This window comes from Streptomyces galbus, from assembly GCF_005280195.1.
Classification (GTDB): domain Bacteria; phylum Actinomycetota; class Actinomycetes; order Streptomycetales; family Streptomycetaceae; genus Streptomyces; species Streptomyces galbus.
This window is the reverse complement of record NZ_SZPR01000010.1, coordinates 57,522-70,524: the sequence shown is the minus strand read 5'-3', so window position 1 is coordinate 70,524 and position 13,003 is coordinate 57,522. Positions and strand designations below refer to the sequence as shown.

The window sequence follows — 13,003 nt, the reverse complement described above, 5'->3', positions numbered from 1 at the left end:
GGAGTGCGCATGGCGTCGCCCGCCCCGATATCCGCCCCGTCCGCCCACGCCGGCGGGCTGCGCGCCCGGCTCACCGTCCCGGTGCTGGCCTACTGCGGCACCCTCATGGCCGTCATGCAGACGGTCGTCGTGCCGCTGCTGCCGGACCTGCCGAGACTGACCGGTTCGACGGCCGCGACGGTCTCCTGGATGGTCACCGCCCAGCTCCTGTCGGCCGCGGTCCTCACCCCGGTCCTCGGCCGCGCCGGCGACATGTACGGCAAGCGGCGCGTGCTGCTCGCCTCCTTCGCGCTGATGACCGCCGGCTCGGTCACCTGCGCGCTCACCTCGGACATCGGCGTGCTGATCGCCGCGCGCACCCTGCAGGGCGCGGCCGCCTCCGTCGTCCCGCTGTCCATCAGCATCCTGCGCGACGAACTGCCCCCCGAGCGCCGGGGCTCCGCCGTCGCCATGATGAGCTCCACCGTAGGCATCGGCGCCGCTCTCGGACTGCCCGCAGCGGCCGTCGTGGTGCAGTACAGCAACTGGCACGTGATGTTCTGGATGACCGCCGCGCTCGGCGCCTCCGGCGTCGCCCTCATCCGCTGGGCGGTGCCCGAGTCGCCCGTGCGCGAGCCCGGCCGCTTCGACGTCACCGGTGCCCTCGGGCTGGCCGCCGGACTGATCTGCCTGCTCCTCGCCGTGTCCCAGGGCGGCCAGTGGGGCTGGACCAGCGCCCGGATCCTCGGCCTGGTCGTCGCGGCCGTCGTCGTGCTCGCCCTGTGGGCGTGGCAGCAACTGCGCGCCGCCCAGCCCCTGGTGGACCTGCGGCTGGTGTCCCGGCCGCGCGTCGGCCTGTCCCACCTGGCCGCCCTGTTCACCGGCTTCGCCTTCTACGCCAACACCCTGGCGACGGCCCAGCTCGTGCAGGCGCCGAAGGCCAGCGGGTACGGCCTCGGGCTGTCCATCGTGGAGACCGGCCTGTGCCTGCTGCCCAGCGGCCTGTGCATGCTGCTGCTCGCCCCGCTGTCCGCCCGCATCTCCGCGGCGCGCGGCCCCCGCGTCACCCTCGCGCTCGGCGCGGCCGTCATCGCGGCCGGGTACGCGGTGCGCATCGCCGACAGCCGCGACCTGGCGATGGTCATCGCCGGGGCGACCGTCGTCGCCATGGGCACCTCACTGGCCTACTCGGCCCTGCCGTCCCTGATCCTCAAGGCCGTCCCGGCCGGTCAGACCGCCTCCGCCAACGGCGTCAACGTGCTGCTGCGCACCATCGGCCAGGCCGCGTCCAGCGCCGTCGTCGCGGCGGTGCTCGTCCACCACACCAGCCCCGTCGGCGGACTGCCGGTGCCGACCCTGCACGGCTACCTGCTCGCGTTCGGCATCGCGGGCGCCGTCGCCCTGGTCGCCGCCGCGGTGGCGCTGACCATCCCCGGCGACGCGCGGCCCGAGGAGACCCGCGGCAGGCGGAGCGCCACCCCGGCCGCCGTGGAACAGGCGCGGGAGGGAGCATGAGTGCCGTGAGCACTCCACCCCCCACCGCGCGAGAGGGCGACCCCGCCGCGCCCGGCGCCCCGGCCCCCGCGTCCCCTCCCGGTGCCGGCCGCCGGGACGCCGAGGCCACCAAGGCGGCCATCCTGCGCGCCGCCCGCTACCTCCTGGCCCGGCACGCCCACGCCGACATCACGCTCAAGGCGGTCGCCGAGCGGGCCGGGGTGAGCCCGCCGCTGGTCCTGAAGTACTTCGGCAACAAGGACGCCCTGTTCGCCCGGGTGATGTCGTTCGACACCGACGCCGACGCGCTCCTGGACGCGCCCGTGGCGGAGCTCGGCCGGCACATGGTGCGGCACGTCGTGTCGAGCCAGCGCGAGCGCGGCGCCGACCCGCTGCTGCGCATCGCCTTCGCCCCGCTCCACGGCCAGCAGGGCGACATCCTGCGCGCCAACTTCCGCACCCAGGTCACCGAGCGCCTCGCCGCCCGGCTCGACGGCGCCGACGCGGCCGTACGCGCCGAACTCGCCGTGGCCGCCGTCCTCGGTCTCGGCGTGATGTACGGCCTCGCCCGCGGCGACGCGCTGCGCGCCCTGCCGACCGAGGCGATCGTCGACCGCTACGGCCCGACGGTGCAGGCCCACCTCACGGGCGACCCCGCGGGCGGACCGGCCGGTGCCGCGCCGCCGCCCCGCGGGTGACAGACTGGCGCCATGGAAGAGCGCGCATTCGGCAGGTCCGGTCAGCATGCATCCGTCGTCGGTCTCGGCACCTGGCAGCTCGGCGCCGACTGGGGCGACGTCGACGACAAGGCGGCCCTGTCCGTCCTGGAGGCGGCGGCCGAGTCGGGGGTGACCTTCTTCGACACCGCCGACGTCTACGGCGACGGGCGCAGCGAGCAGACCATCGCCGCGTTCCTCAGCGGCCGCCCCGACCTGCACGTGATGGTGGCCACCAAGATGGGCCGCCGCGTCGAGCAGATCCCCGAGAACTACGTGCTGGACAACTTCCGCGCCTGGAACGACCGTTCCCGCCGCAACCTCGGGGTCGACCGCATCGACCTGGTCCAGCTCCACTGCCCGCCGACCCCGGTGTACTCCTCCGACGAGGTCTTCGACGCCCTCGACACCCTCGTCGAGGAGGAGCGCATCGCCCACTACGGGGTCAGCGTCGAGACCACCGCCGAGGCGCTGACCGCGATCGCCCGGCCCGGCGTCGCCAGCGTGCAGATCATCCTCAACCCGTTCCGCATGAAGCCCCTGTACGAGGTGCTCCCCGCGGCCCGCGCGGCCGGCGTCGGCATCATCGCGCGGGTGCCGCTGGCCTCCGGCCTGCTGTCCGGCAAGTACACCAAGGACACCGTCTTCCCGGAGAACGACCACCGCACCTACAACCGGCACGGCGAGTCCTTCGACCAGGGCGAGACCTTCTCCGGCGTCGACTACGAGACCGGCGTCGAGGCCGCCGTCGAGTTCTCCTCCCTCGCCCCCGAGGGCTACACCCCCGCCCAGCTCGCCCTGCGGTGGATCATCGACCAGCCCGGGGTCACCACGGTGATCCCCGGCGCCCGTTCGCCCGAGCAGGCCCGCGCCAACGCGGCTGCCGCCCGGCTGCCCGAGCTGTCCGGACAGACGCTCGCCGCCGTGCGGGACCTGTACGAGCGCCGCATCAAGGACCAGGTCGAGGGCCGCTGGTAGCCGCCCCGGAGAGTTCGCCGAGCACGGCCGCCGGCCCGCGGAGGAGACCTTCCGCGGGCCGGTCGGCCCACCGGCGAGAAGATCGCCGTCCACGGGGTAGGCGGTAGGGCAGACGAACAGGCTCTGAACCCGGGGAGGACGGACCGTGGCGGTCATAGGCGACGACGCCGAACGAAGAAGAGGGCGCAACGAGACCGAGGAGGAGCGCGCCGACCGGATGTGGGGCGAGCTGATCCAGGAGATCCGCGTCGCCCAGACCGGTGTGCAGATCCTCTTCGGCTTCCTGCTGACCGTCGTGTTCACCCCGCGCTACGCCCGCCTGGAGGACGTGGACCAGGTCATCTACATCGTCACCGTGGTCCTCGGCGCCTGTGCGACCGGCGCCCTCATCGGCCCGGTCTCCCTGCACCGCCTGGTCTCCGGCCGCCGGGTCAAGCCGCAGGCGGTGCAGTGGGCGTCCCGGCTGACCGTGGTCGGCCTGGTCCTGCTGCTGGCCACCATGACCGCCTCGCTGCTGCTCATCCTGCGCGTCGCCACCCACGACGCCTTCGTGCCGTACCTGGTGGCCGCCGTGGTCGCGTGGTACGGCCTGTGCTGGTTCATCCTGCCGCTGTGGACCCGGCGCCGCTACACCTCGCAGTGACCCGCCGTCGCCGCCGCGTCCGGCGCGGACGCGGCGGCGACGCGGTCAGCGGTCCAGCGCCGCGAGCTGGCGGTCGTGGAGCCGCCCGAGGACCAGCACCGAGACGGTGGCGCCGATCAGCGCGCAGAACATGTCCCACTGCGTGTCCCACACATCGCCCTGGGTGGCGAGGAACGCGTCGGCGGCCTGTCCGCCGATCACTGCGGCCGCCCACTCGAACATCTCGAACAGGGCGCTGAAGGCCAGGCAGGCGCACACCGTCAGGGGCGCCAGCCAGCGGCTGCCGCGCAGGGGAGAGGTACGGCTGAGCAGCTCCCGCACCAGGATCGCGGGCACGAAGCCCTGCATGAGGTGCCCGAAGCGGTCGTACGGGTTGCGGGCCAGGCCGAAGGTGTCGCGCACCCAGTCGCCGAGCGGCACGCGCGCGTAGGTGTAGTGCCCGCCCAGGGCCAGCACCAGCGCGTGGGCCGCGAGCAGCCCGCACAGCAGCCCGGTGAGCGGGAACCGCCGCCAGGTCAGCACCACCAGCGGCAGCCCGACCAGCGCCCACACCGTCTCCAGCAGCCAGGTGGTGGGGTCGTAGGCGTGCCGGGCCGACAGGGCCAGTCCGGCGACGACCACGGCCGCCGAGAGGGCGGGCAGGACGCGGCGCGGGGCGGCGAGCACGAGGGACATCGAGGGCTCCTTGTCGGCCGTTGCTTCGGAGCCTTCATCGTGGCCGCGGCGGCGCGGCGGCGGCATGAGTACGGCTACTCAGCCGGCGCCCGCCGCCGCACTCCCCGTGCCCGGCCGTCCCTCAGCCGAACGCCTCACGCAGCGCGGGCAGCAGGGTCTTCTCCGACCAGTCCAGGAACGGCTCCTGCGCGTCCCCGCCGATCTGCACCAGCGCGACCTCGTCGAACCCGGCCTCCACATAGGGCCGTACGGCCTCCACGAATGCGTCGGGGTCGTCGCCGCACGGGATCGACGCCGCGACGTCGTCGGGCGTCACGAACTGCGTGGCCGCCTCGAACGAGTCCGGGTGCGGCAGCTCGGCGTTCACCTTCCAGCCGCTGCCGAACCAGCGGAACTGCGCGTGCGCCCGCTTCACGGCCGTGTCCCGGTCGGTGTCGTAGCACACCGGGAGCTGGCCCACCCGCGGCTTGCCCGCGCCGCCGTGCCGGTCGAACGCCTCCAGCAGCCCCGCCTTGGGCTCGGTGGCGATGACCAGGTCCGCGAAGCGCCCGGCCAGCCGGCAGGACTGCTCACCGGAGACCGCGATCCCGATGGGCGGCGGCTCGTCCGGCAGGTCCCACAGCCGGGCCGACTCCACGTCGAAGTGGGTGCCGTGCCGCGTCACATGGCCGCCCTTGAAGAGCGCCTGGATGATCTCCACGGCCTCCTCGAGCATCTCGTGCCGCACGTCCACGGCCGGCCAGCCGCCGCCCACCACGTGCTCGTTGAGGTTCTCCCCGGAGCCGAGGCCCAGCCGGAACCGGCCGCCGGACAGCAGCTGCATGGTCGCCGCCTTCTGCGCGACCACGGCCGGGTGGTAGCGGACGCTCGGACACGTCACGTAGGTCATCAGCGGGATCCGCGTGGTCGCCTGCGCCGCGGCCCCGAGGACGCTCCAGGCGTACGGCGCGTGGCCCTGCGCGCGCAGCCACGGGAAGTAGTGGTCCGAGGTCACCGAGAAGTCGTAGCCGACCTCCTCGGCCCGCACCACGTGCCCGACGAGCTCACGGGGGCCCGCCTGCTCGGTCATCATCGTGTATCCGATTCGCACCATGGGGCCCGAGTCCCCGGACCGGGGCGGGGGAAAACGGCCCGGCCCGGTGCGGATCCGTCGCATCTCACACGGCGCCACCCTCGAACCCGGCCCGCCGTCCGCGTGAGGATGTGGGCATGACACTGCCCCAGAGCACCCCCGGCGCGCAGGGCGTCGACGCCTCCGGTGTCCTCGCCTTCCTCGACGCCGTCGAGACGGCCCCCGGCATCGAGCCGCACAGCCTGATGGTCCTGCGCCACGGGCACCTCGTCGCCGCCGGCTGGTGGGCCCCGTACACACCGGAGCGCCGGCACCTGTTGTACTCCGTCAGCAAGAGCTTCACCGCCACGGCCGCCGGCCTCGCCGTCGACGAGGGCCTGGTCCGCCTCGACGACCCGGTCCTGTCGTACTTCCCGGAACTCGACGCCGAGATCACCGACCCGCGCAGCCGCGCGCTGCGCGTCCGGCACGTGGCGGCGATGGCGAGCGGGCACACCGGCGAGACCCTGGACCGGGCCCGCGCCCTGGACCCCGGGAACCTCGTGCGCGGCTTCCTGCTGCTGCCGCCCGACCAGGACCCCGGCACCGTGTTCGCCTACAACCAGCCCGCCACCTACGCGCTCGCCGCGATCGTCCAGCGCGTCGCCGGACAGTCGCTGACCGCCTACCTGCGTCCCCGCCTGCTCGACCCGCTGGGCATCGGCGACGTCGCCTGGCTGCGCGACCGCTCCGGCCGCGAGCTGGGCTTCAGCGGCCTGCACGCCCCGACCGACGCGCTCGCCCGGCTGGGCCTGCTCCACCTGAACCGCGGGGAGTGGCGGGGACGGCGGCTGCTGTCGGAACAGTGGATCGCCGAGGCGACGCGGGAGCACATCGCGACGGCCGGGGCGATGGACGACGGCGACCGGCAGGACTGGGACCTGGGCTACGGCTTCCAGTTCTGGCGCTCCCGGCACGGCTACCGTGCCGACGGCGCCTACGGCCAGTTCGCCCTGGTGCTGCCCGAGCACGACGCCGTGGTCGCGCTGACCGCGGCGGCCGTCGACACGCAGGGCCTGCTGCGCCTGGTCTGGGACCACCTGCTGCCCGCCTTCCGGCCCGCCCCCGTCACCGGGCGCGAGGACGCCGAGGCCGCCCTGACCGAGCGCCTGCACCGACTCGCCCTGCCGGCGGTGCCCGGGAAGCCGGCACCGCCGGAGCGGGCCGACGCCTGGTCGGGCGCCGCGTTCACCCCGGGCGACGGCGGGTGCGCCGACGTGCCCGGCCTGACCGGCGCCGTGGTCGCCCCCGGGCCGGACGGCTGGACGGTGACGCTCACCGAGGCCGGCCGGCCGCTGGAACTGCGGCCCGGGTCCGGCGGCTGGTCGGTGACCGAGACACCGCTGCCCCTCGCGGTCAGCGGCGGCTGGAGCGACGGCGACCGCCTCGCCGTGGACGTCGTGTTCCTGGAGACCCCGCACCGGCTGCGCGTGACCTGCACCCTGTCCGACCGCGCGCTCGGCGCCCGCTGGGACACCACCCCGCTGCACGGCCCGTCCCTGCACCGGCTGCGCGCGCCGAACTGAGGGCGGGGCCGCGGCCGCTCTCAGGTGCCGCCCGGCCGGAACGTCCTCAGGGCGGTGGCCAGCGCCCGCTCGTTCGCCGCCCGGTCCCAGTCGGCGGCGGGCGTGGTCCAGCGCAGCGAGAAGCCGCGGTGCCCGCCGAGCAGGAACCCCCGGCCGAACGTGCGCACCCGGGTGCCGTAGGCGTCCGAGAGCCACTCCATGTCGGCGGCCCGGTAGCCCTGGTACGTCGTCGCCCGGATCTCCCCGACGCGCCGGAACCCGGCGAGCTGCCGGAGCCCGGGCTCGACGTCGTCGCGCCACACCGCGACCGGGTCCGGTCCGACGCGCTCGCTGTAGGTGACCGCGAGCGTGCGCGGATCGTCCCGCGCGCCGAAGGTGACCCGGTAGGCGAGCCCGGCCTGGCGCGTGGTGTCCAGGCGCCGCCAGCCGTCGGGCAGCGCGACGGAGAAGCCCTCGGGAGCGCGGTACAGCGTGAAGCCGGCCGGGAGGGCGCCGTCCGAGGGTGCGCCGCCCGGGGGTGCCGGGGTCGGCCGGGTGGACCCGGGCGCCCCCGACGACGGCGTAGGCGTGGGCGACGCGGACGGCTCCGGCGCGGAGGGCTCCGCAGCGGAGGGGGACGGGGCCGGGGCGGGGGGCGCCGAGGCCGACGCCCGGTCCGGGCCGCTGTCGGACGCCCCGTCGTCGGTGCCCGGCACCTGCCGCGTCACGGCCAGCGCGGCCACCGCCACGGTCAGGACGGCCAGCGCGGTGCCCAGCGCCATGGCCCGGCCGCCGCGGTGGTGCGGGCCCGCGCGGCGCGCGGCGACGTACGCGCGCCGCAGCCCGTGCGCGCACAGGGCGTGCGGTTCGGCGTCCAGGACGCGGGCCAGCGCCGTGCGGACCTCGGCCCGGTTCGGCCGCTCCCGGGAGTCCTTGCGCAGCAGGCCCTGCACCGTCGGGCCGAGCGGTCCCGCGCGCAGCGGGGTGCGCAACGGCAGCCGGTCGACACCCCGCAGCGTCGCCTCGGGCCGGTCCCGGTCCCGGTACGGCGGCCGGCCCTCGACCATCGCGTAGAGCATCGCGCCCAGCGCCCACAGGTCGGCGGCGGGCCCGATCCGCTCGTCGCGGGCCTGCTCGGGGGAGGCGTACGACGGGGCGGCGACGCGCGGCACGAGGCCCGCCCCGGCGAGGCCGAAACCGGTCAGCACCACGGGACCCCGGTCCCGCACGAACACCTGACCGGGGCTCAGCTCGCCGTGGGTGATGCCCTGCGCGTGGGCGGCCTCCAGCACCTCGAGGACCTCCAGCCCGACGGCCGCCGCCCGGACCGGGTGGAAGGCCCCCTTCTGCTCCATGAGCTGGCCCAGCGGCCGGCCGTCGATCCACTCGGTGACGGTCCACAGCGCGGTGCGGTCCACGACCGCGTCGAGGACGGCGGCGATCCGGCCGGGGCACAGCCGGGCCATCGTCCGGGACATGCGCACCATCCGCTCGGCGGCCCGGCGCATGTCCTCCTCGCCGGTGTCCGGGGGCAGCCGGACGCGGGTGACCAGACAGGGGCGGCCCCGCCCGGCGCCGTCGGCGTCCTCGCCGTACCAGCTGACGCGGTGCGTCTCGCGGTGCACGACGTCGAGGAGCCGGTACCTCCCGGCGACCAACTCATCGGTGGAGCCGTGCGCCTCGGCCATGGTCATCCCTCGCTGAACCCCGGACTCTCCTTGCCCAGTGGTACGACGGCCGGGACGGCGAGCGTTCAACGGAACCGCACATCCGGCGCGATTCCTGTCTTTTGTTCAGTCAACCCGTGCGGCCCGGCGGCCCCTCAGCTCGGTCGGCGCAGTCCGAAGCGCTCCGCCCACCCCAGGACGTCCCCCGTCGTGGCGTTGCCGCCGCAGACCACCAGGCCCAGCTTCGCCCCCTCGCCGACCCGCTCCAGGACCCGGCGGGCCGCCGGCAGCAGACAGCCCGCCGCCGGCTCGGTCCACAGCTTGGCGTGCTCCGCGAAGTCGAGGGTGCCCGCCACCGCCTCCCCGTCGGGGACCACCAGCACCTCGTCGACCAGCGCCGAGACGTGCGCGTACGTCAGCTCGGAGACCGCCGGGGCACTGAGCGTGGACACGACCGAGGAGAGCGCGACCGGCACCGGGCCGCCCGCCGCCAGCGCCCGCGACATGGCCTCGGCGCCCTCGGTCTCCACGCCCCAGATCCGCAGCCCGGGCCGCCGGGCGCGCAGCGCGGCGGCGACACCGGCGATCAGCCCGCCACCCCCGATGCTGACCAGCACGTCGGTGAGCTCGCCGGCGTCCTCGGCGAGCTCCAGGCCCACCGTGCCCTGGCCCGCGACGACCAGCGGATCGTCGAACGGGTGGACCAGCGTGAGCCCTTCGTCGCGCAGCCGGCCCACCAGCTCGAACGCCCCGTCCATGGTGTCGGTCAGCCGCACCGAGGCGCCCGCCGCCTCGGCGATCCGCACGGCGCGGGCCGGCGCCGAGCGCGGCATGACGATCGTCGCCTTCACGTGGAGCGCACCGGCCATGTGGGCCACGGCGATCCCGTGGTTGCCGCCGCTGACCGCGACGACGCCCGCGGCCCGCTCGGCCCCGCTCAGCGAGAGCAGCTTGGCCGTCGCGCCGCGCGACTTGAACGAGCCGGTGCGCTGGAGCAGTTCGAGCTTCGCCGTGACGGGGGCGCCGAGCAGCGCGGTGAGCCCGGGGCTCGGCACGGTGGGCGTGCGGATCACGTGTGCGGCGATCACGTCCGCGGCGGCTTCGATGTCGGAGATGCCGATCAAGGCGGTTCACCCTTCCGGCGCGGAACGGAGATCCGCGCCCGAGGGCACCCTCACCCGGCGCGGGGGGCCAGGTCAACCGCGGTCCGGCGCCGCCCGGTTCCGGTGGCCCGCCTCAGCCCGACGCGACCGCCCCGGGCGTGATCAGCCCCTCCCGGTAGGCGATCGCCACCGCCTCCGTGCGGCTGCCCGCGCCCAGCTTCGCCAGGATGTTGGAGACGTGGACGCTGGCCGTCTTGCCGCTGATGAACAGCTCCTCGCCGATCTGCCGGTTGCTGCGCCCGAGCGCCAGCAGCCGCAGCACGTCGCCCTCCCGGGCCGTGAGCACCGACGTCCGCTGCGGCGCCCCCGTGCCCTCGCCCAGCCGTCCCCGGCGGACCAGCGCGTCCACCCGTTCCAGCAGCGGCCGCGCCCCCAGCCGTACGGCCGTCTCCCGCACGGCGCGGGCCTCCCCGGCCGCCTCCTCGCGCCGCTCGGCCACCAGCAGCGCCTCCGCGTACCGCAGCCGGCAGCGCGCCCGCTCGTAGGCGTCGCCGTAGGCGAACGCGGCGACGGCCTTCTCCCAGGCCGCCGGGTCCGGGCCGGTCACGGCACGGGTCTCCTCCGCCTCGGCGCGGGCCAGCCAGGCCATCCCCTCCGGGCCCTGCGGCCGGCCGGTCGCACCGCGCAGCGCCCGCTCGCGGGCCAGGTCGGCCAGCTCCCGCGCCGTGCCCGCCCACCGGCCCGCCGCGTCCTCGTCGCCGGTGAGGCGCGCCTGCACCGCCGTGTCGGCGACCGCGGCGAGGGCCAGCGCGGCCAGCCGCACGGCCACGTCCGGGCGGGTGCCCGTGACGTCGGTCAGGGCGTCCACCGTCGTGCGTACCTGGGCCACCGCCGCCTCGGCGTCCCCGCGCAGCGCGGCCGCGTCGGTCAGCGCGATGCCCGCGACCAGCGTGGCCATCCAGTCGAACGGCCCCTCGAGCAGCGCGCGCGCCCGGCCGGCGGCGCCGTCCAGTTCCCCGCGCGCCAGGGCCACGTGCAGCGCCGGGGCCACGGTGTAGCCGCCCGACGCGGGCAGCACCGCCGCGTCGGCCTCCGCGGCCGTCACGCACGCGTCCCACCGGCCCAGCGTGTACAGCACCACCAGTTGCAGGTACCGCATCTCCATCGGGTACGGCGACGACAGCAGCCCCGCCCGCCGGGCCCGGTCCAGGCCCTCGGCCAGCCACGGCAGGCTCTCCTCCAGCTCCCCGAACTCGTAGGCGCCGACCGCCAGGTTGTACAGCGCCCGCAGCTCCACGGGCGCGTTGCCCGCGCGCCGGGCCAGCTCCCGGGCCTCGGTCAGCCGGACCCGGCCCTCGGGGGAACGGCGGCCGTCGCCCTCCAGGTTGGCGAGGGAGACCAGCAGGTCCGCCTGCGCGTCCGTCACCCTGAGCCGCTCGGCGACGGCCAGTGCCCGCCGGCCGACCCGCAGCGCGGTGTCGTCGTCGCCGACCTGCCGCGCCGCCAGCACGTGCGTGGCCGCCGCCCACACCCACGTCGGCGACGGCGGCTCGGCGGGGATCATCTCCAGCGCCTCGCTGCTGTAGGCGTAGGCGGCCCGGAGGCTGTCGACGCCGATGAGGTTCCCGGCGAGCGTGTAGCGCACGCGGGCGGCGAGTTCGGAGTCGGCGTCCTGCCCCACGCCCGCCAGCGCGGCCCGGGTCAGCGCCACCGCGCGGTGCGACTCCCCGGCGTGCGCGGCCGCGGCCGAGGCCCGCAGCATCAGCCTGACCCGGTCGACGCCGTCGCCCGTCGGCCGGTCCGCCGCGGCCACCGCCTCCCACAGGTCCAGCGCCGCCTCCAGGTGCCGCAGCTCCTCGGCGGGCGCGCCGACCCGCTGGGCGTGGCCGGCGGCCTCCAGGGAGGCGGCGAGCGCCGCGGCCGGGTCGTGGCTCTCGCGGTAGTGGTGGGCCCGCTCGGCCGCGGTCTCCGCCGCGGGGCCCCGCCCGGCCAGCAGCCGCGCGAACGCGCCGTGCAGCCGCGCCCGTTCGCCCGGCAGCAGGTCGCCGTAGACCGCCTCGCGCGCGAGGGCGTGCCGGAAGGTGTACGTGTCGCGCTCCCCGGCTACCAGGAGCTGGTGGCCGACGGCCTCGCGCAGCGCCGACTCCAGCGCGTCGTCGGGCAGCCCGACCGCGTCCCGCAGCAGGTCGTGCTCCACCCGCCGGCCCGCCACGGCCGCCGTGCGCAGCACCTGCTGGGCCGTGTCGGAGAGCTGCTCCACGCGGATGAGCAGGACGTCGGCGAGCCCGCTGGGCACTCCGCCGCCCTCGGAGCCGGTCGCCGCGACCAGCTCCTCGGCGTAGAAGGCGTTGCCCTCGGCGCGCTCGACGATCCGGCGCACGGTGGCGTCCGGCAGCGGCCGGTCCTCCACCGACCGCACCAGCCGCGCCACCTCGGCGTCGGCGAGCGGCCGCAGCTCCAGGCGCTCCACCGCGGGCAGCCGCACCAGCTCGGCCAGCAGCGGCCGCAGGGGGTGGCGCCGGTGCAGGTCGTCCGCGCGGTAGGAGGCGAGCACCGCCAGCCGGTGGCCCGCCGTGCCGCCCGTCGCGGGCTGGAGCACGCCCCGGCTGAGCAGGAACCGCAGCAGGTCCCGCGAGGACTGGTCGGCCCAGTGCAGGTCCTCCAGCACGAGCAGGACCGGCGCCGCGTCCGACAGGTCCGCCAGCAGCGCGGCCATCCCCTCGAACAGCCGCAACCGTCCGCCCACGTCCCGCACGGCGTCGGTGCCGCCGCCGAGCATCCGCTCGGCCTCGGGGTGCGCGGCGAGCACCGGCGCCAGCCGCTCGTCGGCGGCCACCGCGCCCAGCACCTCGGTGAACGGCAGGTACGGCAGGCCCACGTCGCCCAGGTCGACGCAGTGCCCGGTCAGCACGGTCACCCCGGCGCGCGCGGCCCGGCCGGCGATCTCGGTCAGCGTCCGGGTCTTGCCCACGCCCGCGTCACCGGCGACCAGGACGGCCCGCGCCTCCCCGGCCCGCGCGCGCTCCAGCACGCCCCACAGCCGGGCCACTTCCTCGTCCCGGCCGATGAGCGGGGTGCCGAACGTCTCTGCCACGCCCCCATCCTGGCACGCGGCACCGACAGCGCCCGGGG

10 protein-coding genes are annotated in these 13,003 nt (G+C 76.2%); 5 read left to right on the top strand and 5 right to left on the bottom strand.

Translation table 11 applies throughout. The features are described 5' to 3' along the window. Positions 1–9 precede the first annotated feature (9 nt). The 4 genes from E4U92_RS08580 (at position 10) to E4U92_RS08565 (ending at position 3,810) form a co-directional block, all read left to right on the top strand. Entirely contained in the window at positions 10–1,494 is a 1,485-nt protein-coding gene (locus E4U92_RS08580; RefSeq protein WP_137299702.1) for an MFS transporter, read from the top strand. Continuing rightward, complete coding sequence (locus tag E4U92_RS08575; protein WP_137299701.1) at positions 1,491–2,171, top strand: TetR/AcrR family transcriptional regulator; 681 nt, start codon at positions 1,491–1,493, stop codon at positions 2,169–2,171. The genes E4U92_RS08580 and E4U92_RS08575 overlap by 4 nt, the downstream gene beginning before the upstream one ends. A 12-nt stretch (positions 2,172–2,183) precedes the next feature. After that, the gene (locus E4U92_RS08570; protein ID WP_137299700.1) at positions 2,184–3,167 is read left to right on the top strand and encodes an aldo/keto reductase; all 984 of its coding nucleotides are present in this window, start codon (positions 2,184–2,186) and stop codon (positions 3,165–3,167) included. A 217-nt stretch (positions 3,168–3,384) separates the two neighbouring features. After that, the gene (locus tag E4U92_RS08565) at positions 3,385–3,810 is read left to right on the top strand and encodes a DUF6328 family protein (protein WP_137300126.1); all 426 of its coding nucleotides are present in this window, start codon (positions 3,385–3,387) and stop codon (positions 3,808–3,810) included. A gap of 45 nt (positions 3,811–3,855) precedes the next feature. Here E4U92_RS08565 and E4U92_RS08560 read toward each other — a convergent pair whose 3' ends face one another. Both E4U92_RS08560 and E4U92_RS08555 read right to left on the bottom strand, forming a co-directional pair. Then, positions 3,856–4,485, bottom strand: coding sequence for a DUF2238 domain-containing protein (locus E4U92_RS08560; RefSeq protein WP_137299699.1), 630 nt, complete (start codon positions 4,483–4,485; stop codon positions 3,856–3,858). A gap of 121 nt (positions 4,486–4,606) precedes the next feature. Then, positions 4,607–5,578 (bottom strand): LLM class F420-dependent oxidoreductase, encoded by a 972-nt coding sequence (locus E4U92_RS08555; protein ID WP_137299698.1) that lies wholly within the window; start codon positions 5,576–5,578, stop codon positions 4,607–4,609. Positions 5,579–5,694: 116 nt separating this feature from the next. Between E4U92_RS08555 and E4U92_RS08550 the strand changes: the two genes are divergently transcribed. Continuing rightward, a complete protein-coding gene (locus tag E4U92_RS08550) occupies positions 5,695–7,122 on the top strand; it encodes a serine hydrolase domain-containing protein (RefSeq protein ID WP_137299697.1) in 1,428 nt (475 codons plus the stop codon). Between the two features lie 20 nt (positions 7,123–7,142). Here the strand turns inward: E4U92_RS08550 and E4U92_RS08545 are convergent, their stop codons facing one another. The 3 genes from E4U92_RS08545 to E4U92_RS08535 all read right to left on the bottom strand — a co-directional run bounded on the left by E4U92_RS08545 (position 7,143) and on the right by E4U92_RS08535 (position 12,965). After that, positions 7,143–8,795, bottom strand: a complete 1,653-nt coding sequence (locus E4U92_RS08545) for a serine/threonine-protein kinase (protein WP_137299696.1) — start codon at positions 8,793–8,795, stop codon at positions 7,143–7,145. A gap of 128 nt (positions 8,796–8,923) precedes the next feature. Continuing rightward, positions 8,924–9,892 (bottom strand): threonine/serine dehydratase family protein, encoded by a 969-nt coding sequence (locus tag E4U92_RS08540; RefSeq protein ID WP_137299695.1) that lies wholly within the window; start codon positions 9,890–9,892, stop codon positions 8,924–8,926. A 112-nt stretch (positions 9,893–10,004) separates the two neighbouring features. Beyond that, positions 10,005–12,965 (bottom strand): helix-turn-helix transcriptional regulator, encoded by a 2,961-nt coding sequence (locus E4U92_RS08535; protein WP_137299694.1) that lies wholly within the window; start codon positions 12,963–12,965, stop codon positions 10,005–10,007. Positions 12,966–13,003 lie beyond the last annotated feature (38 nt).